Below are 26,633 nucleotides of genomic sequence, written 5' to 3'. Positions count from 1 at the left end.
AATGACAAAGGACAAAAGACAAATGACAAACAGAGAAGTCTGAGCTAAGGCTTCCTTAGATCAGAACTTCAAAGACAAAATCTGTATGTTAGAAAGCCACCAGCCTACACAAACTCATCGAGTAGCCTTGGTAATCCAATACCTGGGCACTCATTTTCATGGCTGGCAACGGCAAAAAAAACAGCGGACAGTCCAAGAAGAAATAGAAACAGCGATCACTACTATTCTTGGGCATCATGTGACACTACACGGTGCCGGGCGAACCGATGCCGGTGTCCATGCTGCTGCTCAAGTAGCCCATTTTGAAGCAACAGGTTTAATTCCGCCTCACAAGTGGGCAACAATTCTCAACAGCTATCTGCCGCCAGATATATTAATCAGGGCTTCGGCTAGTGTAGATAACCGTTGGCACGCTCGCTTTAGTGCAGCCTATCGACGGTATCGCTACACAATATACACTGAAGATCGACTTAACTTGTTCGTCAGACCCTTCAGTTGGCATTATTATTATGCACCCCTGGATGAATTTTTAATTCAAGCTGCTCTGAAACCTCTCTTGGGAAAGCATCACTTAGCTGCTTTTCAGCGTGCAGGCTCGAAGCGATCGCATTCCTGGGTAGAGGTGCAAGCAGCAGAGTGTCGTCGCAGTGGGCCATTTATCCATATTGAAATACAGGCAGATGGATTTTTGTATGGCATGGTACGGCTGTTGGTAGGGATGCTAGTACAAGTAGGTTCTGGACAACGGACACTTTCTAGCTTTACCGAACTCTGGAAAGAACAACGCCGGGAAGAAGTGAAACACGCCGCACCGCCCCAAGGCTTATGCTTGTTGCGAGTCGGCTATCCAGATTTTCCCTTTCCAAAAGAGATTTGGTATGACACCTTGCCAAAGTTCGTCATTAGTCAAGAGTCATTAATCATTGGTTCTTAGTCATTGGTCATTAGTCATTGGTCATTAGTGTAATAACAAAGAACAACTGACAAAGGATAAAGGACAAATAACAAATGATAAAGGATAAATGACTAATGACAAATTAAAAATGATAAAGGACAAATGACAAATGACAACAAGTAAAACATACCTTCCTTCTCAAGCTTCCCTTGAGCGTGAGTGGTACATAGTAGATGCCACCGATAAACGCCTCGGTCGCCTCGCCAGCGAAATCGCCCAGGTTTTAAGAGGCAAAAAGAAACCCGAATATACACCCCACTTAGATACAGGTGACTTCGTAATCGTCATCAATGCTGAGAAAGTAGCAGTCACCGGCAAAAAACGCACTCAAAAGCTTTACCGTCGCCATTCTGGTCGTCCCGGTGGGATGAAAACGGAAACTTTCGCTAAACTGCAACAGCGTTTACCAGAGCGGATTTTAGAACATGCTGTTAAAGGTATGCTACCTAAAAATAGTCTGGGTAAGCAGTTATTCACCAAGCTGAAAGTCTACGCTGGCCCCACGCATCCCCATGATGCTCAAAAACCTAAAGAACTACAAATTAGTACAATTCCTGGAGAAGAAAATTAATGGTAGTAGCAAACGCCAATAGCGGTCGCGCCGTATACTGGGGTACTGGTCGTCGTAAGAATGCAGTAGCACAAGTACGCTTGGTTCCAGGCACTGGTCAACTGACTGTGAACGGTAAAGATGGAAACTTGTATTTCCAATTTAACCCCAACTACCTGGGAGTGATCAAAGCACCCCTAGAAACTCTGGGACTAGAAAACGAATATGACATTTTGGTGAAAGCAGAAGGTGGCGGCTTGACAGGACAGGCAGATTCTGTTCGTTTGGGAGTTGCTCGTGCTTTGTGTCAACTAGACCCAGACAACCGCCCACCTTTGAAAACCGAAGGTTACTTAACTCGTGATCCAAGGGCAAAAGAGCGGAAAAAATATGGTTTACATAAAGCCCGGAAAGCACCTCAGTACTCTAAGCGATAAGCGATTGGGGACTGGGTACTGGGTAGAGGAGATTAAGTATTAGAAAAGTCGGTTTTTTATCTCTTTCCCAGTCCCTAATCCCTAGTCCACAGTCCCCAATCCCTAACTCCAATTGAAACCTGAAAGTTATAATTGATAAAGATAGATTCATCACAAAAGAACAATGGCTAAATCTGATATTCACCCCAAGTGGTATCCAGATGCTAAAGTTTACTGCAATGGTCAAGTTGTTATGACCGTTGGCTCTACCAAGCCAGAATTGCACGTAGATGTTTGGTCTGGAAATCACCCATTTTACACTGGTACTCAGAAGATTATTGACACTGAGGGTCGAGTGGAGCGCTTCCTCCGCAAGTACGGCATGAGCAGCACTCAAACATCTGGCGACGAACAAAAGAAAAAGTAGCGGGTTGGCTCTGCTGTTAACGACGGCCCTGCATCAGCTGGGTCGATTGTCATTTATATGCTCGAGCCAATTTGTTATTTTTTAAGGAGCGATCGCACTCGTCATGGCTGAATCATACTTACTAGACAAACTAAAATCTGTTGAACAAACCTTTAATGAGTTAACACGTCGTCTTGGCGACCCCGATACCGCTAGCAATCCTGATGAGTATCAACAAATTGCTAAGTCTCGTTCTTCTTTGGAAGAGGTAGTTAATACTTATGAAATTTGGAAAGCAGCCCAAGAAGACTTAATCGGAGCGCGTGAAGTTTACAAAGAATCTGCGAGTGACCCAGAGTTGCAAGAAATGGCAGCACTGGAAGTAAAAGAACTTGAAGAAAAAATAGAACATTTAGAGTCTCGCTTGAAGGTCTTACTGCTACCACGCGACCCCAATGATGAAAAGAATATCATGTTGGAAATTCGCGCAGGTACTGGTGGCGATGAAGCAAGTATTTGGGCTGGCGATTTGATGCAAATGTACACCCGCTATGCCCAGAGTCAAGGTTGGAAAGTTTCTCTAGTGAGCGAATCTCGTGGAGAAATGGGTGGCTGGAAAGAGGTCATTCTCGAAATTAAAGGTAATGACGTTTACAGCCAGTTAAAGTTTGAAGCTGGAGTGCATCGTGTGCAGCGCGTGCCGGCAACTGAATCTGGGGGACGGGTTCATACTTCCACAGCTACCGTGGCGATTATGCCAGAGGTGGATGACGTGGAAATTCACATTGACCCAAAAGATATTGAAATGACTACAGCTCGTTCTGGCGGTGCTGGTGGACAAAACGTCAACAAGGTGGAAACAGCCGTTGACTTGATGCACAAACCAACAGGAATACGCATTTTCTGTACAGAAGAACGCAGCCAGTTGCAAAACAAAGAACGAGCGATGCAAATTCTGCGGGCGAAGTTGTATGAAATCAAGTTAAGCGAACAACAAGAAGCTGTAACTTCCATGCGGCGATCGCAGGTTGGTACTGGATCGCGATCAGAAAAAATTCGCACCTATAATTATAAAGATAACCGCGCTACCGATCACCGCTTAGGTCAGAATTATTCCCTTAACCCTGTTTTGGAAGGTGATTTAGAGACGCTTATCCAATCTTGCATATCTCTAGACCAACAAGAACGTCTCGCGGAGTTAGCGACTGCTGCCGCTAACTAATTCTTGCTATTAAAATTACTGTAAAACAACTTATTGTATTGTTGTTTTTAACACATATAGGTGGTTTTCTAATACTGCATCGAGTGCATCTTCTATTTCACTGGAATAATGGTAATAGCTAAATTCGTACTTCATAAGGTAATTTAGCCTCGCCCATTCTTTCAGAGTTTAGTAGGTATAAATTAACGTGAGTTCGACGGGTTGAAAAAGCCAAAAAGCATGCTATGTATAGATTTAAAAACTAGGCATACAAAAAGGCGATCGCTACGATTGATGGAAAATCGGTAAAAAAGTCACAAAAAAAGACCGAGACTAAAAATATCTAACAAAAATGGGGTCTCGGCTGTCTTGGAAAGTTCTGATCCGAGGAAACCTCGGCTCAGACTTTCCGCTATGTCTACCATTGTATCTCGACTTGACATCACACAAATTTTCTGTAATGTAGATGACTTCTGTAACCAGTGGGAAAACTTGTGGCAGCAAATACCACAGTTACCATCGACAATAGGAGAGCGTCGCAGTCAGTCGCGGATGTGCGTATCAGAAGTGATGACAATAGTTATCGCTTTTCATGGTAGTGGTTATCGAACCTTTAAGGAATTTTATACATTGCACGTACTTCCTAGTTGGCGTAGGGCATTTCCCAATTTAGTTAGCTACAACAGATTTGTGGAATTAATGCCTTCTCTTACAAAGTTCTGATCGGAGGAAACCTCCGCTCAGACTTTGCGCTGGTGCAAAATGGCTGTTGTGCTGTTTTTTGAATACAAGAACAGGAGAAATTACCGGAATTAGTTTTATTGATTCAACTCCAATTAATGTGTGTCATAATTGTCGCGCCCATGCACATAAAGTATTTAAAGGATTAGTAAATTGGGGTAAAAATTCTGTCGGTTGGCACTTTGGATTTAAACTTCATTTGATAATTAATGAGCGGGGCGAATTGCTGGCATTTAAATTAACTCCTGCCAATGTAGACGACTGCAAGCCAGTGCCAGAAATGACCCAGGATTTGATTGGTAAAATTTTTGGTGACAGAGGATATGTTTCACAAAAATTATTTGAGGAGCTATATGAGCGAGGCTTAGAGTTAATTACCAAATCCAAGAAGAACATGAAAAAGCGCAAAGTCTGAGCGGAGGTTTCCTCCGATCAGAACTTTGTAAGAATCGCTTAGTCAAATTGCTGGATAAAATTCTGTTACGTAAGAGAGCAGTCATTGAGTCGGTGAATGACCATCTCAAAAACATCTGTCAAATTGAACATTCTCGGCATCGTAGCCCTTTTAACTTTTTGGTGAATTTGATCGCAGGATTGGCTGCTTATACATATTTACCTCAAAAACCTTCTATTGACATTTACCCAAAAGACTTGCCTGCTCTACCTCCTGCCATTTTTTAGTTCTGTTGAACTCACGTAATCTTAGCGATCGCTCTTTAGTGCCCTGTTTCTCGCGCTTTATATCTAGCAAGCTTTTCGGCTTTTTCTAACCGTCGAACTCACGTTAAATTAACTTTTCCACTTCTTTTTGCCAAGGTGCAAAAATCCGGTAGCTTTTGTCCAAGCAAAAAAGTTGGTAGACAGAACTAAGCTAGAGATAAACTCACCACTAAAACAGCAGCAATTATTAGAATTTATAGAGACTATTTTGGCTTACAAGTTTCCCACAATAAGTAGGGAGGAGATGGAGCAAATGTTTGACTTAAGCGAGTTAAAGCAAACCAGATTTTATCAGGAAGCCTTTCAGGAAGGTGTTGAACAAGGCATTGAACAAGGTGAAGTTAGAGGTGAGCTTAAAGGGAAACTAAAAGCAGTACCAGTAATGTTGGCAGCAGGTTTGACTGTAGAACAAGTAGCAGAAGCGTTAGATTTGAATGTCGAAGAAATTAGACAAGTAACACAAAGCCAACTTTAAGATAGATGTGATAAATTTTATCCGTGGCTCAAGCCAAATCTGGTTTACGGCTCCCCAGACTTGATAGCGACGAATTTATAGTTAATTTTTGTTAATATTAGAGGCGGTGTTAGTACTTCGTCCTCAACCACCCACTCCCTACCTGAGAGAAACTTAATGCTGCGACTAGAACATATAAGTAAAATTTATTCCACAGGCGAAGTTCTCAAAGATATCAACTGGGAAGTTAAACCAGGCGATCGCATTGGCTTAGTCGGTGTCAACGGTGCTGGAAAATCTACCCAACTCAAAATTATCTCTGGGGAAATTGAACCTACTGCTGGCGAAATTATCCGTCCTAATAGCTTACATATAGCTTACCTCAACCAAGAGTTTGAAGTAGACCCCACCCGCACCGTTAAAGAAGAATTTTGGACTGTTTTTAAAGAAGCCAACGAAGTACAGTTATCTCTGGCGCACATACCACGAGAAATGGAAACGGCTACCCCAGAGGAACTGGAGCGACTGATCGACAAGTTGGATCGCTTGCAGCGTAAATTTGAAGCCTTGGATGGCTACAACTTAGATGCACGCATCGGGAAAATTTTACCAGAAATGGGGTTTGGGCTAGAAGATGGCGATCGCCTCGTCAGTGCCTTCAGTGGTGGTTGGCAGATGCGGATGAGTTTAGGTAAAATCCTCCTGCAAAAACCCGACTTGTTGCTGCTGGATGAACCGACTAACCACCTAGATTTAGAAACCATTGAGTGGTTGGAGAATTACCTCAAGGGGCTGATTACGCCAATGGTAATAGTCTCCCATGACCGAGAGTTCCTTGACCGCCTCTGCACGCAAATTGTGGAAACTGAACGTGGTGTTTCCAGTACTTACCTTGGTAACTACTCAGCATATTTGTCACAAAAAGCCGAAAGTCAATCAGCACAACTTAGTGCTTACGAACGCCAACAGAAAGAATTAGAGAAACAGCAAACCTTTGTTGATAGATTCCGCGCCAGTGCTACCCGCAGTACCCAGGCAAAAAGCCGGGAAAAGCAACTCGAAAAAATTGAGCGCATTGAAGCACCTATAGCTGGAGTAAGAACTTTACACTTCCGCTTTCCACCTGCACCCCGCAGTGGACGCGAGGTAGTAGAAATTAAAGACTTAACTCATATCTATGATGATAAGATTTTGTTTTTGGGAGCAAATCTCTTAATTGAAAGGGGCGATCGCATAGCATTTCTTGGCCCCAACGGTGCCGGAAAATCTACCCTTCTGCGCGTGATTATGGGTATGGAACCACCCACAGAAGGTAGCGTTAAATTAGGCGATCATAACGTTATCCCCGGTTACTTTGAGCAAAATCAAGCTGAAGCTTTGGACTTGAAGAAAACTGTCATGGAAACTATCCATGATGAAGTTCCAGACTGGGATAATCAAGAAGTCCGCACACTTTTGGGACGATTTTTATTCACTGGTGACACTGTATTTAAGGCAGTTGGGGCATTAAGTGGAGGAGAAAAAGCTCGTCTAGCGTTGGCAAAAATGCTCTTACGTCCCGCAAACTTACTAATTTTAGATGAGCCGACAAACCACCTAGATATTCCAGCTAAAGAAATGCTGGAAGAGGCACTACAAAACTATGATGGCACGGCAATTGTAGTCTCTCATGACCGCTACTTTATTTCTCAAGTAGCAAATAAAATCGTCGAAATTCGTGATGGAGAATTTCGCGTCTATTTAGGAGATTATCATTACTATCTCCAGAAAATTGCCGAAGAAAAAGAACAGGCAAAGTTAGCTGCAATAGAAGCCGAAAAAGCAGCGAAAAAAGCTGCTAAAGCTGCTAAAGCTGCTACAAAAAGGAAATGAAAAACTAGAAAAGGATTTAGTAGTAGCACGAAAATGCTACTACTAAGTAACAACTCCTTATTAGCGTTTAAAAACATCACAGGAAAATTACTAAAATTAAAAAAATATTTAAAAAGACTGCAAGTCCTTTATAAAAAAAGTTAATAAGCAAAAATTCACTTGCGGCGTGGATTAGCAGTGGTATCATTCGGGTATTACAAAAAGTAAAGGGCAATTTTACTATGACCAAAGCACCTGTTGCTCCTGTGGTGCTAGTCATTTTAGACGGATGGGGCTACTGCGACCAAACGCGAGGAAACGCCATTATTGCTGCCAAAACTCCCATCGTGGACAGTTTATGGGCAGCTTACCCGCATACCCTCATCCACACATCAGGAAAAGCCGTAGGGTTGCCAGAAGGTCAAATGGGCAACTCGGAAGTTGGTCATTTGAATATTGGGGCTGGGCGAGTGGTACCGCAAGAACTTGTACGCATCTCCGATGCAGTCGAAGACGGCTCTATTGCTTTAAACCCAGCACTTGTCAAAATTTGCCAGGAAGTTCGTTCTCGGAATAGCAAGCTGCATCTAGTCGGGCTTTGTTCTGAGGGAGGGGTACATTCGCATATCACCCATCTATTCGGACTACTTGACTTAGCCAAAGACCAGCGAATTTCAGAAGTTTGTATTCACGCCATCACCGATGGTCGTGACACCGCCCCAACTGAGGGTATAAGAGCGATCGCGCTGCTACAAGATTATATAGACCGCACAGGAATTGGGCGCATAGTTACCCTCAGCGGTCGCTACTACGCGATGGATCGCGATCACCGCTGGGATCGGGTCAAACGCGCCTACGACATGATGATACAAGATAGTGTTGGTAATGGTCTCAAGGCTGTGGAAGTCTTGCAAGCATCTTACGACTTGGGGATAAAAGATGAATTTGTCAACCCAATCCGAATTGCTCCCGGCGCAATACAACCAGGGGATGGGGTGATATTTTTCAACTTCCGCCCCGATCGCGCCAGACAACTGACTCAGGCTTTGGTCAGTCCCACATTTCACGGTTTTGAAAGACAGCAAATCACACCGTTGTCCTTTGTCACCTTTACGCAGTATGATTCAGACTTACCCGTGGCTGTAGCCTTTGAGCCTCAGAACCTCAATAATATTCTGGGAGAAGTGATAGCCAATCATAGTTTGAATCAGTTCCGCACCGCCGAAACAGAAAAATACGCCCACGTCACCTATTTCTTTAATGGGGGTCTGGAAGAACCTTTTGCCGGAGAAGATCGGGAACTAGTAAGCAGCCCGATGGTAGCGACTTACGATCACGCCCCAGCGATGTCAGCAGCAGCAGTTACAGATGTAGTGATCGCTGCGATTCAAAAGGGTACATATTCCCTAGTTGTAATCAACTATGCTAACCCAGACATGGTAGGGCATACTGGTCAAATCGAAGCTACCATTACAGCAGTTGAAACAGTTGATCGTTGTTTGGGACGCTTGTTAGAAAGCGTTATCAAAGCTGGCGGTACAACAATTATTACTGCCGACCACGGCAACGCTGAGTATATGCTAGATGAAAGGGGTAATCCCTGGACAGCTCATACCACTAATCCAGTCCCGTTGATTTTGGTGGAAGGAGAGAAAGTCAAAATCCCTGGATATGGTACAAATGTCGAACTGCGAAGCGATGGCAAGCTATCCGACATCGCCCCGACAATTCTAGAGATTTTACAACTGCCTCAGCCACCAGAAATGACAGGGCGATCGCTGCTGAAAACAGCAGAATATGAGCTACAACGCACTCGCACCCCCGTGCAAGTAGGGCTGTAAAAGAGTTAGGAGTTAATAGTGAGGAGTTAATAGTGAAAAGTGATGAATTAAAACTTTCCTAACTCCTAACTCCTAACTCCCAACCCTGACTCCTGTTTTTTAAAACTTGTTATAAATGAGATTCCTACCATGACAGCTTCTAATATTGTGCAAGGCATTTGGGCATTTTCCGCCACTGGTTTGATTATCTTGGTTTTACTGCATAGCCCCAAAGGTGATGGCATTGGAGCCATTGGTGGACAAGCGCAGTTGTTTACCAGCACCAAGAGTGCAGAAAATACCTTAAACCGAATTACTTGGGCATTAACAGTAATTTTTCTTGGTTTAACAGTAGTTTTAAGTGCTGGTTGGCTGCCTAAATAAGGATAAATCAATGGGGAGAAGAACCCAATACGCGATACTTAACACCCTAATAAATTTAATTTCACGGCGGTTAATTACAGCTCTTGCCTTATTTATTGGCACAGCGCTGTTAATCGTTTTTACTAATCTCCAGTTGAGCTATGGGTTTACAATCATACCAAAACATCCATATTCAGACTTAATAATCTCTCTCCCCATCTTATCTTCCCCAAAACCTCATCCTTTACCGTTTACACTTGCACAATGGCAAGATAGCACTAACAGTGGTGATTACTTTTCCCAAGTCACAACAACCCAAGTTGGTTATTTAGTCTGGTCACAATTTCCCGTTCGAGTTTACTTAGAACCACCAAAAGCTGTCAGCGAAAAACAAGCTCAAGCATGGGTTAACGGTGTCTTGCAGGGTGTGCAAGAATGGAGTACTTATTTGCCTTTGACAATAGTCGAACAGCCAGAAATTGCTGATATTACAATTGTACGAAAAGCGCCACCTCTACAAATTTCCCCTGGTAGTAATATACCCCGTGCGCGATCGGCACAAACTACTTACGAGTTATACACCAGCAACAAAGTTTTATTCCACCGCTTCACCATCTTTTTAAGCCCAAGTCAAACAGGTGAGTATCTCATTGCAGCTACCCGCCACGAATTCGGTCATGCACTGGGAATTTGGGGTCATAGTCCGCTACAAACCGATGCTTTATATTTTTCTCAAGTTCGTAACCCGTCGCCTATTTCTGCCAGAGATGTAAATACTCTAAAGCGGGTTTATCAACAGTCAACAAGTTTAGGATGGTATTTAGTGGATAATTCAAAATCTTCTTCACTTGCTAGAAGAGATGCTGTAGCAGGTGTCCTTTCAAAGCATTCCTAATATTTTCATTACGAATATTAGATAACGGGACTTAAACATTTTTTCGGGATAAACAAGCCTCAAACCCTTGCAGGGTAAGGGAAATACACCAAATGCTCAAAAATAGCCCAAACCCAGATATATCAATCAACTAAGCCTAACGATGTCAAAGTCTTTCTGTATATAAATTTGAGGCGATTTTTTGAGTGTTTTTTGTCTAAGTCCCAATAACAGGACTTAAACATTTTTTCGGGATAAACAAGTCTCAAACCCATACAGGGTAAGGGGAATACATCAAATACTCAAAAATGACCTAAACCCAGATATATCAATAAATTAAGCCTAACGATGTCAAAGTCCTTCTGTATATAGATTTGAGGCTCTTTTTTGGGTGTTTTTTGTCTAAGTTACAATAAGAAATTAAAGCGAACACCGTCTGTTCTTTGAGTATTAAGAATATTTTCAAGCTGCTAAAGTTCTACTCGCCAAATATCGGGATTTCGCCACTCTTCTGCGCTGATTATTGGAGCAAGGTTAAAACCGAATATAAAACTGATGAAGAAAAGCTAAACTGCACCTGATGCATCTGGAGACCAGTGATGAGCGTAAAAATGCGTAGGCGCAGCCCGCCGTAGGGATAGCACTTTTTCCCTTTCTCTAAGCTCTGCGACTTAGCGGTAGAGGTCGCTGTGCTAAAACTTGTTTATAAAGTTCTTCCAGTAGAGTAATATTTTTACTGAGGGTATAGCGGTCTAATACACGCTGTCTGGCTTTTTGCCCCAGTAAGGTTGTTAACTCTGGATGGTCTTGCAACACTGGTAAGAGGGTTTTTAACTGTGATCGCGCTGTTTTGGTACTAATAACTACACCTGCGCCCTTTTCTAATACTTCTCCATCTGCACCCACATCTGTTGCTAAACAAGCCAAACCACATGCCATTCCTTCTAACAGAGATAGGGATAAACCTTCTACCAATGAAGGCAAAACAAATACATCTGCGCCTCGCAAAATTTCAATGCGTCGGTTTTCATCAGCGACAAACCCCAACCAGATAATACCGTATTCTGAACCATAAAATGGCTCTAAGGAAGACTTCAAAGGGCCGTCACCAACAATTAGCAACTTACTACCGGGCTCCATTGCAGACTGCTTCCAAGCCCGGAGTAGGGCTTCGACATTTTTCTCTGGGGCTATTCGGCCCTGATAGACAAACAAGCGTTCAGCTTTAAATTTTGCTTTAACTTGAGAAAATCCTGGAGAATACTTAGCAGTATCAACACCGTTGGGAATTACGGCAATATTTTCTTCCCGCACGCCCATCCGTGCCAATAATTCTCGCTGAATTTGGGAAAATACAATCACGCGATCGTAGTTAACTAAAAAAGGTGCGTAGAGCTGATAAGCCAAAAGTTGTGTTCCCGATATCAGCTTTGCCCCTTTGCCAGCAAACGGTGTGTGAAAAGTGGCAATTAGGGGCAACCTCAGTTCCTCACAGATTTCTGGTAGAACAAAGTCTAGAGGAGATAAAGTCAAGGAAGCATGGACTATATCTGGCTTGATTTCTCGTAGTGACTCTGTTAAAAGTTTGGTCGCTTTAAAAGTGGGAATTGTATAAACCTGGGACTTGTAAATGAAAGGGAGAGAAACCTCTCGAAGATTCGGCCAATTGTCAGGTTCAGACTCTTCCTGGGCGAAGTGAAGAAAGCTAACTTGATGTTCCCTATGCAAGGCGTTTGTAACTTCTCGACTGTAGGTGACATTGCCGCAAAAGGGCGATTTTTTTCCAATCCAGGCTATACGCATTCTTTATTTAGCTGTAAGAAAAGCGGGTTTGATCTATTACTTTTGTGTCCTTGGTGATTTTTATTTTATCTAGCTATACTTGCTGGTTTTTTTATTTATTAAAAATTCCCATAAGACTCTAGTTTAAAAAGCTTATTCTCAGCTGATTAAACCAGTAGATTTATGGCTTTATTTCTTCTACTTATAAGTTGTTAATCTCTGATATTTAAACAACTTATTCTGACTAATGTCAGATTCATATCCAGCAAGTATGTGATAAATTTTCACTGACCACAGTTTACCATGAACACAAAAGCTTTAAGTAAATTACTAATTAGTTCCAGGTAATGAATAATAACGCCTGTTAGCTGATGACTACTTATGTGAGTTATACCAGGTTAATATACCTCCTGAAAAGACAATCGCAGCTAATCCCAAAAAAACTACCTGTAATCCCAGAAAGGTTTCTGCTACACCTGCTAATGCTAAAGGTAAGGAGAGGGCAATATTAATGACATTGTTCTGCAAGCCAAAGACTTTACCACGCATTTCTGGAGGTGTTTGTGTTTGGATTGTGGTTTGCATAGGAATTGCCACTAACGCCCCAAAGATACCTAATAGTGCCACCAATAACAAGACTAGCCACAGTTGGGTTGTAAATACTGATAGACCAATCAGGGATGCTGCCATACCCATACAACCGCACAGACTTAGTTGGGTATAAGAGAAGCGTTGACCAAATTGACCGAGAATTGTTGCTCCAGCAGCGATGCCAACACCGCCGGCTGCTAGTAAAAAGCCGAACTGGGAAGCTTTCATGTTGGGAATTATTTCTGCCATGCGAACGGCTAGAACAGTTAATGCTGCAAAGACAGAAAACAAGATAATCAGCTGAAGCAAAGCATTGCGAACACGCTGATTTGCTTTGAGGTAGGCAAAACCATCCCGCAAGTCAGAGAATACGTGGGGAAATTCTGTATCGGGGTCGTGGTGTTTTTCATTAGTTGCCATGAGGAATAAAATTAGTCCAGCGATCGCATAACTACCACCTACTAAAAATTCCTTACCTAAACTACCACTACCACCAATTTGCAGCCAAAGTCCATCGGCGATCGCTAACAACGGTTCTCCGACGGCAAACCCAACAATCACTGATGCCATCATCGTTGTCGTGTAAAGCGAATTTGCCGAGAGTAAATGCTGTTCTTCTACTATCAAAGGAATTGCTGCCTGTTCTGCCGGTGCAAAAAACTGCGTCAGTGTGGAAACTAAAAAAGTTACACCCAGGATGATTAGAAAACCTACTGGCAACACTCCTATTGGTTGCCAATCATGAGTCAACCACAGCAGGAAGGGAATTGACAAAACCAGGACGCCGCGCCAAATATTCGTTGCCACCAGCACAGCCTTTTTCGACCAGCGATCCACAAACACGCCAGCAACAGAACCAAATAATACGGCTGGAATAGTAAAAGCCATCATCAAGGCTGATACCCAACCACTAATACTCTGATTACTACCCTGAAACTGAGTATTAATCAAAGCAATCATCAGCACCAAATAAACTTTATCTGCTAGTTGCGAGAAAACTTGACCGCCCCAAAGAGCCAAGAAATTAGGATTTTTTAATACAGGCAAAAACCCCTGCGGTGTTACATTCTCCGAAACAGTTTCTCCAGATAAACCAGACCCATCTAATTTGGGTGGTTCTTTTTCTGAAGGAGAGGTTGCTGGCAAACTCTGCTCGTTGCTATCTACCTCAGCAATGGTTAATTTGTCCTCAGATTGTGTTTCTGATTGACTTGGAACATCAGTTTTTGGGATCTCCTCTGTCCAACTTTGATCGTTTTGAGAAACGTCTTTTGGGGACATTTCTTGGCTATTGATTTGACTAGGTGTACACTTAGAAACGGCACTCAAGTGATTCCTGACTGTAGAATCTAATGCCCTATTTTGTTTTTTAACGAGGCTTGGTGACAAAGGCAGGATTTTTTTATCCAAATCAGACGGTTGCATCATGGTTGGCAGCAAAATAAGAATCGATCAAAGTTGCAGAGCGAATAGGGCGACCTAATTGAGACTGAGCATACTGGCGCAAAATCTGCTCAACAGATAACCAGTTATGATCTCTAACACCATCAATTTGCATTATCTCTGGTTGTGACAGATGTTGAAGCAAAGCCAGTTCCATAGCACCCAGACGACTAGAAATCACAGGTATTTCTTGTCGATGCACAATAACTGTTTGGGAGCCAGGTTTTGGAGGTGATGAGATAATGTGCTGATTGGATGATGGAGAAAAAGATAAATTTCTTTGTATCCCCCTCTCCTTGTCTGCCTCTGTTCGTAAACGTTTCCAAGCTTCTAAGCAAACTGTTCCACCCGCAGGGATGCTAAATCCTACCTGCCAGTTGGGGTTTGTAAAGTCTGGCTTAAGGGAGCGCCCAGATATGCAGCAGACTTGCACTTGAGGCGTCACTCCTGCTAAGGCTAAAAGGTGAAACACCCCATGAGCGAGATGAGCCAAAACACCAGATGCATTTGCACTAGACAACGCCTCCAATCGATGGAGATGTTCATTGAACAACTCATAAAGTTCTTCTTGAGGTTGTTCGCTCAAAGCTTGACACAAGACTATTTCTGCTAAATACTGGCTGGCTGCCAATTTTCCCAAATCTTTAGCTAAACCAGGATAAGTTTTTAACGTCTGTGCTTGAGTAATTTTATCAAGCGATCGCCCTTTCGCAATCAATAGTTCATTCACAACAAACATACCACTCCTGCCGCCCAGGCTGGAGTTGTGCTTACGTGCCCCTGGAGCCACTGCTCGAATCAGACCGAACTCTGGTGTCAAAATCGTCACTATTTTATCTGATTCTCCCAGCACCTGGGTTTTAAGATTAATCCCGGTTGCTTTGTAGGTTCTACTCATTAGTCATTAGTCATTAGTCATTAGTCATTAGGACAAATAGAGAAGTTTTATCTGAGGCCAGAACTTCAAACACAAATGACATAGACGCGCCCGCGGCTTCCCGCAGGGTAGGACGAGAAACAAATGACTATTCACCCTTTCCCAGGTTATCGCGCTGGCGGATCAAATCGATACCGCGAGATGTGCCTAATCTAGTCGCACCGGCTACGATTAAGTCTAGGGCTTGATTGATAGTATGGATACCACCCGAAGCCTTAATTCCCACCCTTTCTTTTACCAATTCCCGCAAAAGTTGCACATCTGCCACTGTTGCACCACCATTCCAACCTGTACTAGTTTTTAAGAATGCCGCTCCCGCCTCCATAGCTATTTCAGCAGCTATTTTTTTCTCCGCATCTGTCAGCAGGTTGGTTTCCAAAATTACCTTAACAGTTTGCCCAGTTTCTTCACAAATTTCGGCAATCTCTCGGTGAACTTCTTCAGTTTTACCAGCTTTCAACCAGCCCAAGTTCATTACCACATCCAACTCAGTGGCCCCACTATCCGCCGCTTCTTGAGCTTCATACAGTTTTACTGCTGAAGTCGTAGCACCAGCAGGAAACCCAATTACCGTACAGACTTTCGGGTTCTTGCCGTGGAGGAGTTCGACTGCTTGTTTGACATAGGCAGGGTACAAGCAAACCGCCGCAAAATTGAATCTGTATGCTTCTTCACACCACTGCTTAACCTGCTCTGGAGTAGCCGTTGGCGTTAACAGGGCGTGATCTATGAATGGCGCAATATCAATGTCCGGATAGTCTGCTGCCATCGTGTTTTCTGCCAGTGATTGTTTATTAAAGTTTATAAAAAATTAAAACATTTCTTATATATATATTAAACCATATTTATTACGAGTTTATTCTGAAAACAAGCTGCTGACTTCTCTTAGATGTTGGCTTTGTAGATGTCGCGGAATTACTGTAAGTATTTAAGTTGACATTAGGCAGTCGTAAGGTGAGGAATATCAACAGCATTTGTCACACCAGTTCCTAAGAAGTTAATAATAGTTTTGGCTAAGGCCTTCGATGCTAAGTATGGTACGCCATTACCAATAGTCTTAAACATATTTGTGAGCGACATATTCTCTGGAAGTACAAAGTTTGCGGGCATAGATTGTATGGCTAAAGCTTCCGCCACAGATATTCGCCGGATTTTATAGGGATGCAAATGTACTTCATTATTTCCATAGCAAGCTGTTGGAGAGTAACGCCATCTGTGAAGACGCTTGAAAGACTTTTTAGAATCATCTCCTTCATCAATAGCAGCAAATCTTGTGAACCCTGCCCTTGGTTGAAAACAGTTTTCAGTATTGGGATGCTTCAGAACGTTATTTTTTTTAAACCAGTATTCTACGGTGAGTTCTTGAGGGATGCCATCTGGACAAGGCTTTATGGAATTTTCTTGGAATGGTTCGCACTTACGCCAAGGATAAGCAAAAACATTTTTTTGAGGATATAAAATGTGATCGTCCCACGGAAAATATACCTCAGGTAGTAAATTTTCATTTTCAATTTTTATTCCTCTATCCTGGAGAAAATTATTTCGGAAACCAATGAGAATAATTCTTTCTCTATCCTGGGGTACACCATATTCAATAGTATTAATTAACCGCTCTGTTAATATATAGCCTGCTTCGAGTAATTGTTGCTTGAGTGATTCAAAAAATAAACGGTGCTTTGTTGTTCTCCACAACCCTTTAACGTTCTCAAATAAAAAAAAATCTGGAAGATTGCGGCAAATTAATTCAACGTAAGAAGCGGAAAGCTTGCCATTATCTCCTAAACGCCCTCTATTTTTCCCACCAATAGAAAAATCAGGACAGGGAGGCCCGCCAATGAAGCCCACAATATTATTAGATTTGCGGCAGTCTTGTACTAACTCCTGGAGGTGCTGTGTTTGTAAACCTTGGAGAAGTTGGGTTACGTCTCCTGCTTCTTTGTCATGATACCCGTATTCTGGCAACGGTAGATTCAGAACCTGCCGTGAATAGCGGTATGCAGCCATGAATGAGGAAAAAATTTCATTGACGTAAACAATATTAAAACCGCTGGTTTCAAAACCTAAATCTAGGAAACCTGAACCAGCAAAAAAGGAGAAAATACAAGGGCGATCGCTCATTCAATAACTAGTATTGTGAAACAGTCTTAATTAATATCGGAAAATATAGCATTTATACCTACGTACCATTCAGAATTAAACATTTTAAATACTACTTAAATAGTAAAAAAAATTCACAGTTTCCCTAAGTATTTAATATCAAAGTTTACTCAATCTTTAAGGAAAATCCCTGACAGAAAAAGAGTCTGAAGTCACAATTAAATATAGGAGTTTTCAAGCTCCAAATCATGTTTAAGACAAATATTTGTCATTAAATAAAAAACCGGGTTACTTCGGACTAATTTTTATGCGGATTTTAATTTACTCCTACAACTACTATCCAGAGCCAATTGGTATTGCCCCACTGATGACCGAATTAGCAGAGGGACTAGTGAAGCGTGGGCATCAAGTACGCGTAGTTACCGCTATGCCCAACTACCCTGAGCGTCAAATTTACCAGGAATATCGGGGCAAGTGGTATGTCAACGAATACAAAAATGGCGTTCAAATTCAACGCAGTTACGTTTGGATTCGTCCCCAACCCAACCTATTAGATCGGGTGTTACTAGATGCTAGTTTCGTTGTCACTAGTTTTGTGCCTGCCCTGATCGGTTGGCGCCCAGATGTTATTCTCTCAACATCGCCATCCTTGCCAAGCTGTGTACCAGTCGCTCTTTTAGGATGGTTACGTGCTTGTCCTGTAATCTTAAATCTACAAGATATATTACCAGAAGCAGCAGTCCACGTCGGTCTACTGAAAAATAAATTGCTTATACAGTTATTTACAGTGTTGGAAAAATTTGCTTACCACACTGCTAGTAAAATTAGCGTCATCGCCGATGGGTTTGTGGACAATTTGCGAGCTAAGGGCGTAGAAGCTAACAAAATTGTGCAAATTCCCAACTGGGTTGATGTAAATTTTATCTGCCCTTTGCCTAAAGAAAATAACCCTTTCCGCGCAGCACATAATCTGAATGGCAAATTTGTAGTACTTTATTCTGGTAACATTGCCCTAACCCAAGGCTTAGAAAGCGTCGTCAAAGCTGCTTCTGAGTTGCGCCATATCCCAGATATTGTTTTTGTCATCGTTGGAGAGGCAAAAGGTTTACAGCGATTGCAACAAGAATGTCTAGACTGCGGTGCAGATAATGTTTTGCTACTGCCATTTCAACCCCGCAAATATTTGCCACAAATGTTGGCAGCTGCCGATGTTGGCTTGGTGGTGCAAAAGAAAAATGTTGTATCCTTCAATATGCCGTCAAAAATTCAAGTGCTACTTGCCAGTGGAGGGGCCTTGGTTGCCTCTGTCCCTGATAACGGTACAGCAGCAAGAGCCATCAGGCAAAGTGGTGGCGGAGTTATCGTTCCTCCAGAAGATCCCCAAGCTTTAGCAATGGCAATTTTAGATTTGTATCAAAACCCCGAAAAAGTCAAAACTCTAGGTTATAAAAGTCGCCAATATGCGGTTGAACACTATGCTTTTGAGCAAGCTTTAAATCAGTATGAGTCGTTGTGTTACTCATTAACAGCAGATCGTGGAGCAATTCAGTCCACAAGAGTTAGAAAACAAGAAGTTTAATCTACGGCAATAGAGTTAGATTACATACCCCCGCCTTCAGTGCGATTAGACTTGTGAAAGTTGCAATTTTACCCTTAATATCTAAATAGCAACAGATTTTGAGGGGAGTTAATTATATTGAAAAATATATAGCAATATACCAATACGCTTAGGTTAAGGAAATGTATCTGTTGAGGCAGGCACAGAGAAGTCTGAGCCGTACCACTTCGTGGAAGCAAGCTACGTGGAGCGTCTCTAGGAACGGCTTTTGACCTTCGCGGACTCGTTGGCGCAGCCTCTGGTAAGGTTGAGGCTGCGCTATCGGTTGGCGTAGCCCGCCGTAGGCATCAGAACTTCTCCTGTTGGAGACGCTAGGCAAACTCCAGGAAGCAAGAACAGAGAAAAAAGGCTTAACCCAAGCGTATTGAGCAATAGACAAGGGAGTTTTCGGGACGTTGTTGAACCAAAAATCCCATAACTTTACTTCATTCAATCTGTGGGAACACCAATTTTTTATCCATACTAAAGGAGTGCTTTAGTATCCCGTAATACTAACTAATACACATATGCCAATCACACTTTTGGTAGACCAGGCATGAATCTGCTGTGTTGTATTGTAGTTTTTAGTAGATAGCCTAAAGCATAGATGTGGGGTTACTTGCAAATTATTAATACAGCATAACGGAAATAACTATCTAGTTGAAAAAGGTAACAAAACCTTAATTTACATGCTTTGTTTGCTTGTGCCTTATGCTTGCACTAGCTTTACATCTTAGGCTGTTTGATTAGTCTGCGATTATTTTTGCCGGAAATTATTGCTGGGAAGCTATTGGTTGATTTAATGCTGCACAATAGCCATCCGCAACTACTGATTGCTGATATCGAAATCTAAACAGTCAATTATCAAACTAACCCCCATAGACACTTGTTTTTTGTTAGTATTCAAAAAAACCTATTGACACATTTTCAGATCAATTGTTTGTTTTTTGTAAAAAAATATAAACAATTGTTTCAAAAAAAAGCACCTGAGGTTTAATGACTGATTATTTCCAAGGAAATTTCCCATTACAATCTGTCCCACTCACGAAGAGTGTGGTAAAGAGCCACGCCCAAACCGAAGAATCGAGCAAAAAATTAGCTGCAACGATAGCCGAAGCTGCATCAGACCGTAAAGCAGGTGAGATTGTATTGCTCAGAGTAGCAGATGTATCTTACCTGGCGGATTACTTTGTGATGATGACTGGCTATTCAAGGGTACAAGTAAGGGCGATCGCTCAAGCAATTGAAGGAAAAGTTGAAACTGAGTTGCAACGGCATCCCTTAAGGACAGAAGGAAAAGCCGAGGGGAGTTGGATACTACAAGACTACGGTGATGTGATCGTTCACATCATGATGCCCAAGGAACGGGAGTTTTATAATTTAGAAGCGTTCTGGATTCATGCAGAACGTATTTCCCTTCCAGAATCTGATCAGGGTGAAAGTAAGCCAACATGATTAGGTCTTCGGTTTCAAATTGCCCAGTTCCCACAGACCAACAACCGCTCAATGAGTATGAAGAGTTAAAAACTTCCTGGCTGTTTCGTGATAGCACTTTAGATTGGCGCGAGTATATCACGAAAATTGTTTGGATTTGGGGTTTATCTTGGCTCTTAGCAGGGCCTGTAGCTGCGGCAAGTTTTCCGCCTCACAAGTATATTGCACATTTTATCCTCTGTGGTGCAGCCGGAGCGAGTGTCGGGGTAGTGCTAGCACTGGTAAGGTTGTACTTAGGCTGGTTCTACGTGTGCGATCGCCTTTGCAGTCCCACAGTCTTTTATGAAGAGTCAGGCTGGTACGACGGTCAAACTTGGACGAAGCCACAGGAACTCCTCAACCGCGATCGCTTGATTGTTTCATACGAAATCAAACCGATTCTGCGGCGGTTGCAATTTACCTTTGCTGGCTTGGCGGGAATGTACGTTATTGGTACTATAGTTTGGCATTTGTTTTAAAAAGTCATTAGTTATTAGTCATTAGTCATTAGCTAAAGACTAATGACTAATGACTAATAATTAAAAAAGGTAATAAATATAAACCCATGACAATGGGAAAACGAACTCAAGCCACAGCACTGGAAGTCCGGTTGCTGCGGGAAGGTATTATTGAATCTAGGCATATAGTCCAAGCTGTTGTATGCGACGAACGAGGACGGGTTCTAACCGTTGCCGGAAATTCTGAAACTGCTGCATTTATCCGTTCAGCCCTCAAACCATTTCAGGCACTCGCAGTCACCACCACAGGTACACTGGAACGTTATGACCTCAGTGATCGCGACTTAGCAATTATCACGAGTTCCCACAGAGGAACAATAGAGCAAGTCCGACAGGTCTTTAACATCCTTTGGCGGGCCGATCTTGACCCAACTATCCTCCAATGTCCGATTCCTGAAGGTAAGCAGAGTCCTTTGGAGTACAATTGCTCTGGTAAACATGCAGGGATGTTAGCCGTTTGTCAGCAACGCCATTGGCCCTTGAATAACTACTTGGATCGCAAGCACCCAATACAGCAATTAATTTTAGGCAAAGTAGCAGAGTTGCTGCGAATGCCAGCTGAAGAATTTATCAGCGCTCATGATGACTGTGGCGCACCAACTTATCTGATGCAACTTGGTCATATGGCGTCTTTATATGCGTTGCTAGCCTCTAGTACCAATTTGGATATGGAGCGCATCGTCCGTGCTATGACTCATCACCCCGCTATGGTAGCAGGAGATGGAGAATTTGATACGGAACTGATGCGTTTAACTCCTGGAGAACTGGTCAGCAAAGCTGGTGCCGAAGGAGTGCAGTGCATTGGTAGACTCGGTGAAGGCATGGGATTGGCAATTAAAGTCATGGATGGGGCAAAACGGGCAAAACATGCCGTTGCTATTCACCTACTCCAGCAAATGGGTTGGATTAGTCCCAGCGCCGCAGAAAGCCTTTCAGAAAAGTTTGTCACCTTAGGAAAATACAAGCGTTTAGAAGTAATTGGAGAATTATCATTTTTATAGTTGCCAAACTCTTGACTATTAGGTTATGCTATAAAAGTCAAGAGCGACGCGGGATAGAGCAGCCTGGTAGCTCGTCGGGCTCATAACCCGAAGGTCAGTGGTTCAAATCCACTTCCCGCCACCAAATAAAAGATAAAACAAAAACCCTACAATCATTAAAGATTGGAGGGTTTTGTTTTATTTTGATCTATTCTGGAAGAAATAGCCATCCAAAAAGTGCGGAGAATCATGGTTGTGAAGTTGCAGCGACCAATTTTAGTGGGAGGATTGGGACTGTCCTTTTCTCTGTGGATGTTACAAAGTTGGCATCATTCAATAATGCAGGTGGGTGAGTTTAGTTTATTGAGTGCCTTAGCTGTAGGCGGTGGTTTGTGGTTATTTCAACAAAATCGCCCGAAAAACAGTTTAGAGCAGCTAGATGCTATATTCGTTGATCGGGCGGCTGTGGAAAGTGCGATCACTAAAACTGAAGCCGTAATAAACCAACTGGCGCAAGAAGCAGAAAATCATACAGCCTTAGAGATACTCAGAGAACAAGTTGCCCAATTGTTGTTGGAATTAGACAGGCAAAAAATTAAAGTGGCTGTGACTGGCGGGAAATCTGTGGGTAAAAGCACTTTAATTCAAGTACTAAAGCAAAATTTAGAGACACAAAATCTGGTGTCTTTAGAAGAGACAGCACCTTTGTTTAGAGAAGCGGGTGACAATTCAGATGCGGCTATTTTGGCAGAAGTAGCAAAATCTGATTTTGTTCTGTTCTTGACAAATAGTGATTTGACAGACTCAGAATTTCAAACTTTACAGCAGCTAAAAGCAGCAAATCAGCCTACAATCCTGGTTCTCAACAAACAAGACCAGTATTTAGTCGATGAAAGCGCCAGCATCTTGCTGTCATTAAAACAGCGGATGCAGGGAAATGTAGTTGCAACTGCGACCTCTCCTATTGCCATCAAAGTACGAAAGCATGAGGCTGATGGTTCTGTGCAAGAGTGGATGGAACAACCAGCACCAGATATCCAGCAGTTGACGCAGCAGTTGGATGAAGTTTTGGCACAGCAGGGACAACGGCTGGTTTGGGTAACTACGATGAGGAAAGCCAGTTTGTTGAAAGTTGAGGCTAAAAACTGGCTGAATGGAACCAGACGCGATCGCGCCACCCCAATTATTGAACAATATCAGTGGATAGCTGCCGCTGCTGCCTTTGCTAACCCAGTCCCAGCCCTTGACATCCTAGCGACTGCGGCAATTAATGCTCAGATGGTAATGGATTTGGGTAATATCTATCAGCAGAAATTTTCCCTGGAACAGGCACAAATCGTAGCTGGAACAATGGGAAGTTTGATGCTGAAACTGGGTTTAGTTGAACTTTCTACAAAGGCTATTAGTACTATTCTTAAGAGTAATGCCGTTACCTTTGTTGCTGGTGGTGTCGTGCAGGGAGTAAGTGCAGCTTATCTGACTAGAGTAGGAGGGTTAAGTCTAGTTGAGTATTTCCAACAGCAAGAAATAGCAATAGATTCTGGGACTAATTTGAATTTAGAGAATTTGCGGCAAACGTTGCAAAAGGTATTTGGGCAAAATCAGCAGATGGGTTTTTTGCAGGGGTTTGTTAAGCAAGGCATGAAGCGTTTGTTGCCAGAGGTGCAGCAGGTTGAAGTAGTTGGTGTTCAGAAGGCGGTGGGTTAAGTTCACGCAGAGGCGTAGAGGCGCAGATTTTTTCTTAACGTCTTTGCGCCTTTGCATTAGGCTGAAAAATATAGTAATCGTTACCACTCCTGTTTTGAGGATAGGTAAATCATGAAAATGCCTTATCTTACTAACACAGAAGGTGTTTTTAAAAAAGATTTGTTAGAAACTATAGCAATCCGAATATTACTTCAATCTAGCCAAAGAAGCTAAAACTAACAATAACAAACCAACTTAATACAAAACTGTAGGTAAACCTAAAATTTACCCAAGCCCTAAATGGACTTGGGTGTATTTAAGAATTATCGTGATTGGGAGTTACCAAAAAATTGTGAATAAAGGTAGTTAGCTAAACAGCACCACTGTTTCTGTTAAACAGCATAGCTATAGTTTTGAAAATTAGCTTTAAATCGTACACCAAACTCCAATTTTTTTGATACTGCAAATCCAGGCGAATTACATCTTCAAAACTACGGACTGTAGAACGTCCATTTACTTGCCATTCGCCAGTCATACCAGGTTTAACATCTAAACGTTGCCACTCTGGTACTTCATAGCGTTCCACTTCATCGGGTGTAGGTGGTCGAGTACCTACTAAACTCATCTCTCCTTTGAGGACATTCCAAAATTGGGGTAATTCATCAAGACTAGTTCGCCGTAAAAAGCGCCCTACCTTGATAATTCTGGGGTCATTCTCATTCTTGAAAAAGGCACCTTGCACTTGGTTTTTGACTTGGGATTTCTTGGCTTCCGCATCCACATACATAGAGCGGAATTTCCAAATCTTAAACCGCTTTCCCATCCAACCACAACGGGTTTGACTAAAGAAAATGGGCCCGGGATCATTAATTTGAATAGCGATCGCAATCGGAATAAACAAAACTCCTGTAATTAATAAACCGATCACTGACCCGACAATGTCTAATAACCGCTTCATCCAAGATGCCACAGAAGGGTGAGTAGTGGGTAACTGCTCTACTTTACGGGAAGTTGTCTTCCGATTATCTACTAAGTCTTCTTGTTCTATTAGCGACCCATCGTCCACAGGCTCTAAAGGAAAAACCTGATCCAATCCTGTGAGTTTTAGGACTGACATTACCTGAGGTGTTACATTCTGCAGTGTTAATGTAATCCCTTTCACCTGAGCGTATTTAAGATTACTGACCAGCGCACCTAAACCACTACTATCCATAAAAGTAGTTTGGTGAAAGTCAATGATGATTTGCTTGGGATGTGAATTGGGCTGGATTAAGCCTTGGCAGGTTTGTTTAAAGCCTAAAGCCTCCAGCACACTCAACCGCCTGGGCACCTGCACTATAGCCGTATCGTTTAAGGAATTAACTGGAAAATCGACCTCTGTCGGTTGGCTAGTCATGAAGCTCTGCACTTTCGTTGCCATGTATAATGTAATCTGCCAAACATTATTTTGTCCTAAAAAATTACCTAACCTAATATTGAAATCAGTAGTAATAAGGACTAATCGCTATTTACCGGGGCTGAAATTGGAGATCGCCAGCGACGATTCACAATAGAACAAGAAGCCAAAAAACATCCTTGCTGTTGTGCCGACGCAGCGCGATCGCGTTGCTCTGATCAAATGATTGCTAAAACTACGGTTACACCTACTGCACGCCTGATTGAGGTATTTTCTGCCATTCAAGGGGAAGGACTGAATGTAGGGACACGTCAGATTTTTATTCGTTTTGCTTTGTGTGATTTGCACTGTCACTTTTGTGATAGTGCCCACACTTGGAATGCACCTGCTACTTGTCGGATAGAGCGATCACCTGGATTGCGCGACTTTGAAATCCACTCTAACCCAGTCCCATTACCTATCTTAATTGAATGGGTGGAACGACAAAATCTACCTTGTCTACACGATAGCATTAGCTTAACCGGGGGTGAACCACTTCTTCATGCCCCATTTTTAATGCAGTTTCTACCCCAAGTGCGAGCCATAACTGGTTTACCCATATACTTAGAAACCGGCGGACATCGCCCAGAACAACTGGCGATGATTCTTCCCTACTTAGACTCTGTTGGGATGGATTTCAAATTGCCCAGTGTTAGCGGCGAAAGTTATTGGCAAGAACATAGTAAATTTCTCCAATTATGTCATGATTCATATTTAAATGTTTTTGTCAAGATAATTGTGTCTCAAAACACAGATCCCGCCGAGTTGGAAAGTTCAGCTTTGCTGGTGGCAGAGGTTAGTCCGGATATCTCAGTATTTTTACAACCTGTTACGCCTTTGGTAGCATCTGAACAATTCTCCCCAATACCTGTACTTTCCCCTACGGCTGATCAAGTTTTGACATGGCAAGCTTTAATGAAGCGGTTTGTCAAGTATGTGCGTGTGATACCTCAGACGCATAAAATGCTGAACCAGCTTTGAAGAGTGAAGAGTCAGGAGTGAGGAGTTAGTAGTTAGAAGCTTGGAGTTCATTCATAACTCCTAACCGGAGGCGGAGCGTCTCCGCTTTGCTCCTAACTAATTAGAACCCACCCTCATCTGTAGTTTTAGATTTAGCTTTTGCCTTATTGGCACTGCGTTTGAGTGCAGATAGTCTTGCTTCGTATCTCGACCGTTGGCGCTTACTAGGAGTATTGTCAATCAGGGTTTTCAAGGCACTACCAAGACTCTTGTAGGCATTGGGGAGGCTATAACCAAAACGAGTTGCCAAAGCGATCGCTTTCTCATCAGCATTGAGCAATTCTTTTAGTTGCTTTTCTCCATTATTTTTTTGGTATAGTCGCCAGCCTGACACACCACATAGCGACAAAGCTAACACCAGCAGCAATCCATCTTGTACCCACAATTCGCCTACAGCACCACCTAAACCGATGGCTAGTGCTGCCATTTCCCAACCATCTTTAGGAATTGTGTCATTTTGAACGCGAGCAACTTCATGCCAGAACAGCAGATTACGCTGATCCATTGCGAGGGCATCCCATTTCACAAGGTCAATTTGAATTTCTACCTGGTCTTTACCAATTTCTTCGCAACGAACCAGGGGTGGATTGACCTCAGTTGTGCCTTCAACCGTGACCCAGCTCTGTAATTCTGGCGGTAGTAAGCCTTTCAACCGCCGGAGTTCACTCATTTCCGCTTTGGCAGAGGAGGTTGCATAGGATGTCATAATATCCAGCCCCAGAA

24 protein-coding genes, 1 tRNA gene and 1 pseudogene are annotated in these 26,633 nt (G+C 42.6%); 18 read left to right on the top strand and 8 right to left on the bottom strand.

Features of this window, described 5'->3' with window-relative positions:
- Positions 1-85 precede the first annotated feature (85 nt).
- The 11 genes and pseudogenes from truA (at position 86) to V7L29_RS21430 (ending at position 10,372) form a co-directional block, all read left to right on the top strand.
- Positions 86-934, top strand: a complete 849-nt coding sequence (gene truA / locus V7L29_RS21480) for a tRNA pseudouridine(38-40) synthase TruA (protein ID WP_334690027.1) — start codon at positions 86-88, stop codon at positions 932-934.
- A 130-nt stretch (positions 935-1,064) separates the two neighbouring features.
- Positions 1,065-1,526: a 50S ribosomal protein L13 gene (gene rplM, locus V7L29_RS21475; protein ID WP_334690028.1), complete on the top strand. Its 462-nt coding sequence runs from the start codon at positions 1,065-1,067 to the stop codon at positions 1,524-1,526.
- On the top strand, positions 1,526-1,942 hold the full coding sequence (gene rpsI / locus V7L29_RS21470) for a 30S ribosomal protein S9 (protein ID WP_334690029.1): 417 nt from the start codon (positions 1,526-1,528) through the stop codon (positions 1,940-1,942). The genes rplM and rpsI overlap by 1 nt, the downstream gene beginning before the upstream one ends.
- Before the next feature lie 163 nt (positions 1,943-2,105).
- Positions 2,106-2,348: a 50S ribosomal protein L31 gene (gene rpmE / locus V7L29_RS21465; protein ID WP_334690030.1), complete on the top strand. Its 243-nt coding sequence runs from the start codon at positions 2,106-2,108 to the stop codon at positions 2,346-2,348.
- Between the two features lie 103 nt (positions 2,349-2,451).
- On the top strand, positions 2,452-3,549 hold the full coding sequence (gene prfA / locus V7L29_RS21460; protein ID WP_334736757.1) for a peptide chain release factor 1: 1,098 nt from the start codon (positions 2,452-2,454) through the stop codon (positions 3,547-3,549).
- Between the two features lie 393 nt (positions 3,550-3,942).
- Positions 3,943-4,950 (top strand): annotated as a pseudogene (locus tag V7L29_RS21455) (IS982 family transposase).
- Between the two features lie 127 nt (positions 4,951-5,077).
- Entirely contained in the window at positions 5,078-5,464 is a 387-nt protein-coding gene (locus V7L29_RS21450; protein WP_334736756.1) for an Rpn family recombination-promoting nuclease/putative transposase, read from the top strand.
- A gap of 156 nt (positions 5,465-5,620) precedes the next feature.
- Entirely contained in the window at positions 5,621-7,315 is a 1,695-nt protein-coding gene (locus V7L29_RS21445) for an ABC-F family ATP-binding cassette domain-containing protein (RefSeq protein ID WP_334736755.1), read from the top strand.
- 221 nt (positions 7,316-7,536) lie between these two features.
- Positions 7,537-9,135 (top strand): 2,3-bisphosphoglycerate-independent phosphoglycerate mutase, encoded by a 1,599-nt coding sequence (gpmI, locus tag V7L29_RS21440; protein WP_334736754.1) that lies wholly within the window; start codon positions 7,537-7,539, stop codon positions 9,133-9,135.
- Between the two features lie 129 nt (positions 9,136-9,264).
- Positions 9,265-9,498, top strand: coding sequence for a preprotein translocase subunit SecG (gene secG, locus V7L29_RS21435; RefSeq protein ID WP_334692822.1), 234 nt, complete (start codon positions 9,265-9,267; stop codon positions 9,496-9,498).
- A 10-nt stretch (positions 9,499-9,508) separates the two neighbouring features.
- Positions 9,509-10,372, top strand: a complete 864-nt coding sequence (locus V7L29_RS21430; RefSeq protein ID WP_334736753.1) for a peptidase — start codon at positions 9,509-9,511, stop codon at positions 10,370-10,372.
- Between the two features lie 636 nt (positions 10,373-11,008).
- Here the strand turns inward: V7L29_RS21430 and V7L29_RS21425 are convergent.
- From V7L29_RS21425 to V7L29_RS21405, 5 genes are all read right to left on the bottom strand, one after another.
- On the bottom strand, positions 11,009-12,154 hold the full coding sequence (locus V7L29_RS21425; protein ID WP_334692820.1) for a glycosyltransferase family 4 protein: 1,146 nt from the start codon (positions 12,152-12,154) through the stop codon (positions 11,009-11,011).
- 354 nt (positions 12,155-12,508) lie between these two features.
- Positions 12,509-14,149, bottom strand: coding sequence for an MFS transporter (locus V7L29_RS21420; RefSeq protein ID WP_334692826.1), 1,641 nt, complete (start codon positions 14,147-14,149; stop codon positions 12,509-12,511).
- The gene (gene recO, locus V7L29_RS21415; RefSeq protein ID WP_334692819.1) at positions 14,136-15,065 is read right to left on the bottom strand and encodes a DNA repair protein RecO; all 930 of its coding nucleotides are present in this window, start codon (positions 15,063-15,065) and stop codon (positions 14,136-14,138) included. The genes V7L29_RS21420 and recO overlap by 14 nt, the downstream gene beginning before the upstream one ends.
- A gap of 127 nt (positions 15,066-15,192) precedes the next feature.
- The gene (deoC, locus tag V7L29_RS21410) at positions 15,193-15,873 is read right to left on the bottom strand and encodes a deoxyribose-phosphate aldolase (RefSeq protein ID WP_334692818.1); all 681 of its coding nucleotides are present in this window, start codon (positions 15,871-15,873) and stop codon (positions 15,193-15,195) included.
- Between the two features lie 170 nt (positions 15,874-16,043).
- Positions 16,044-17,222 carry a DNA cytosine methyltransferase gene (locus V7L29_RS21405; RefSeq protein WP_334736752.1) on the bottom strand — a complete coding sequence of 393 codons (1,179 nt, stop codon included), beginning with the start codon at positions 17,220-17,222 and terminating at the stop codon, positions 16,044-16,046.
- A 286-nt stretch (positions 17,223-17,508) separates the two neighbouring features.
- Here V7L29_RS21405 and V7L29_RS21400 point away from each other — a divergent pair, with 286 nt between their 5' ends.
- On the top strand, positions 17,509-18,780 hold the full coding sequence (locus tag V7L29_RS21400) for a glycosyltransferase family 4 protein (protein ID WP_334736751.1): 1,272 nt from the start codon (positions 17,509-17,511) through the stop codon (positions 18,778-18,780).
- A 148-nt stretch (positions 18,781-18,928) separates the two neighbouring features.
- Here the strand turns inward: V7L29_RS21400 and V7L29_RS21395 are convergent, their stop codons facing one another.
- The gene (locus tag V7L29_RS21395) at positions 18,929-19,198 is read right to left on the bottom strand and encodes a hypothetical protein (RefSeq protein ID WP_334736750.1); all 270 of its coding nucleotides are present in this window, start codon (positions 19,196-19,198) and stop codon (positions 18,929-18,931) included.
- 596 nt (positions 19,199-19,794) lie between these two features.
- On the opposite strand from V7L29_RS21395, the gene rsfS reads away from it, so the two are divergent.
- The 5 genes from rsfS to V7L29_RS21370 all read left to right on the top strand — a co-directional run bounded on the left by rsfS (position 19,795) and on the right by V7L29_RS21370 (position 23,476).
- Positions 19,795-20,253, top strand: a complete 459-nt coding sequence (rsfS, locus tag V7L29_RS21390; protein WP_334736749.1) for a ribosome silencing factor — start codon at positions 19,795-19,797, stop codon at positions 20,251-20,253.
- On the top strand, positions 20,250-20,750 hold the full coding sequence (locus tag V7L29_RS21385; protein WP_334692813.1) for a CGLD27 family protein: 501 nt from the start codon (positions 20,250-20,252) through the stop codon (positions 20,748-20,750). Before rsfS ends, V7L29_RS21385 begins: the two co-directional genes overlap by 4 nt.
- 86 nt (positions 20,751-20,836) lie before the next feature.
- Complete coding sequence (locus V7L29_RS21380) at positions 20,837-21,790, top strand: asparaginase (RefSeq protein WP_334736748.1); 954 nt, start codon at positions 20,837-20,839, stop codon at positions 21,788-21,790.
- A 47-nt stretch (positions 21,791-21,837) separates the two neighbouring features.
- Positions 21,838-21,914: transfer RNA gene (locus tag V7L29_RS21375), tRNA-Met, on the top strand.
- Between the two features lie 104 nt (positions 21,915-22,018).
- A complete protein-coding gene (locus V7L29_RS21370) occupies positions 22,019-23,476 on the top strand; it encodes a YcjF family protein (RefSeq protein WP_334736747.1) in 1,458 nt (485 codons plus the stop codon).
- Between the two features lie 349 nt (positions 23,477-23,825).
- Here V7L29_RS21370 and V7L29_RS21365 read toward each other — a convergent pair whose 3' ends face one another.
- Positions 23,826-24,875, bottom strand: coding sequence for an anti-sigma factor antagonist (locus V7L29_RS21365; RefSeq protein WP_334692810.1), 1,050 nt, complete (start codon positions 24,873-24,875; stop codon positions 23,826-23,828).
- 198 nt (positions 24,876-25,073) lie between these two features.
- Here V7L29_RS21365 and V7L29_RS21360 point away from each other — a divergent pair, with 198 nt between their 5' ends.
- Entirely contained in the window at positions 25,074-25,871 is a 798-nt protein-coding gene (locus V7L29_RS21360) for a 7-carboxy-7-deazaguanine synthase QueE (RefSeq protein ID WP_334692809.1), read from the top strand.
- 100 nt (positions 25,872-25,971) lie between these two features.
- On the opposite strand, the gene V7L29_RS21355 is transcribed toward V7L29_RS21360, so the two are convergent.
- On the bottom strand, positions 25,972-26,616 hold the full coding sequence (locus V7L29_RS21355) for a DUF3318 domain-containing protein (protein ID WP_334692808.1): 645 nt from the start codon (positions 26,614-26,616) through the stop codon (positions 25,972-25,974).
- Between the last annotated feature and the right edge of the window lie 17 nt (positions 26,617-26,633).

The organism is Nostoc sp., from assembly GCF_036916575.1.
Taxonomy (GTDB): Bacteria; Cyanobacteriota; Cyanobacteriia; order Cyanobacteriales; family Nostocaceae; genus Nostoc.
Note: the sequence above shows the minus strand (reverse complement) of the source record. Positions and strands in the feature narration are given on the sequence as shown.

What these genes read in the sequence shown, in the direction of transcription:
- truA (WP_334690027.1), top strand. Translation starts at nt 86, where the DNA reads ATGTTAGAAAGCCACCAGCCTACACAAACTCATCGAGTAGCCTTGGTA.
- rplM (WP_334690028.1), top strand. Translation starts at nt 1,065, where the DNA reads ATGACAACAAGTAAAACATACCTTCCTTCTCAAGCTTCCCTTGAGCGT.
- rpsI (WP_334690029.1), top strand. Translation starts at nt 1,526, where the DNA reads ATGGTAGTAGCAAACGCCAATAGCGGTCGCGCCGTATACTGGGGTACT.
- rpmE (WP_334690030.1), top strand. Translation starts at nt 2,106, where the DNA reads ATGGCTAAATCTGATATTCACCCCAAGTGGTATCCAGATGCTAAAGTT.
- prfA (WP_334736757.1), top strand. Translation starts at nt 2,452, where the DNA reads ATGGCTGAATCATACTTACTAGACAAACTAAAATCTGTTGAACAAACC.
- V7L29_RS21445 (WP_334736755.1), top strand. Translation starts at nt 5,621, where the DNA reads ATGCTGCGACTAGAACATATAAGTAAAATTTATTCCACAGGCGAAGTT.
- gpmI (WP_334736754.1), top strand. Translation starts at nt 7,537, where the DNA reads ATGACCAAAGCACCTGTTGCTCCTGTGGTGCTAGTCATTTTAGACGGA.
- secG (WP_334692822.1), top strand. Translation starts at nt 9,265, where the DNA reads ATGACAGCTTCTAATATTGTGCAAGGCATTTGGGCATTTTCCGCCACT.
- V7L29_RS21430 (WP_334736753.1), top strand. Translation starts at nt 9,509, where the DNA reads ATGGGGAGAAGAACCCAATACGCGATACTTAACACCCTAATAAATTTA.
- V7L29_RS21425 (WP_334692820.1), bottom strand. Translation starts at nt 12,154, where the DNA reads ATGCGTATAGCCTGGATTGGAAAAAAATCGCCCTTTTGCGGCAATGTC.
- V7L29_RS21420 (WP_334692826.1), bottom strand. Translation starts at nt 14,149, where the DNA reads ATGCAACCGTCTGATTTGGATAAAAAAATCCTGCCTTTGTCACCAAGC.
- recO (WP_334692819.1), bottom strand. Translation starts at nt 15,065, where the DNA reads ATGAGTAGAACCTACAAAGCAACCGGGATTAATCTTAAAACCCAGGTG.
- deoC (WP_334692818.1), bottom strand. Translation starts at nt 15,873, where the DNA reads ATGGCAGCAGACTATCCGGACATTGATATTGCGCCATTCATAGATCAC.
- V7L29_RS21405 (WP_334736752.1), bottom strand. Translation starts at nt 17,222, where the DNA reads ATGAGCGATCGCCCTTGTATTTTCTCCTTTTTTGCTGGTTCAGGTTTC.
- V7L29_RS21400 (WP_334736751.1), top strand. Translation starts at nt 17,509, where the DNA reads ATGCGGATTTTAATTTACTCCTACAACTACTATCCAGAGCCAATTGGT.
- rsfS (WP_334736749.1), top strand. Translation starts at nt 19,795, where the DNA reads ATGACTGATTATTTCCAAGGAAATTTCCCATTACAATCTGTCCCACTC.
- V7L29_RS21385 (WP_334692813.1), top strand. Translation starts at nt 20,250, where the DNA reads ATGATTAGGTCTTCGGTTTCAAATTGCCCAGTTCCCACAGACCAACAA.
- V7L29_RS21380 (WP_334736748.1), top strand. Translation starts at nt 20,837, where the DNA reads ATGACAATGGGAAAACGAACTCAAGCCACAGCACTGGAAGTCCGGTTG.
- V7L29_RS21370 (WP_334736747.1), top strand. Translation starts at nt 22,019, where the DNA reads ATGGTTGTGAAGTTGCAGCGACCAATTTTAGTGGGAGGATTGGGACTG.
- V7L29_RS21365 (WP_334692810.1), bottom strand. Translation starts at nt 24,875, where the DNA reads ATGGCAACGAAAGTGCAGAGCTTCATGACTAGCCAACCGACAGAGGTC.
- V7L29_RS21360 (WP_334692809.1), top strand. Translation starts at nt 25,074, where the DNA reads ATGATTGCTAAAACTACGGTTACACCTACTGCACGCCTGATTGAGGTA.
- V7L29_RS21355 (WP_334692808.1), bottom strand. Translation starts at nt 26,616, where the DNA reads ATGACATCCTATGCAACCTCCTCTGCCAAAGCGGAAATGAGTGAACTC.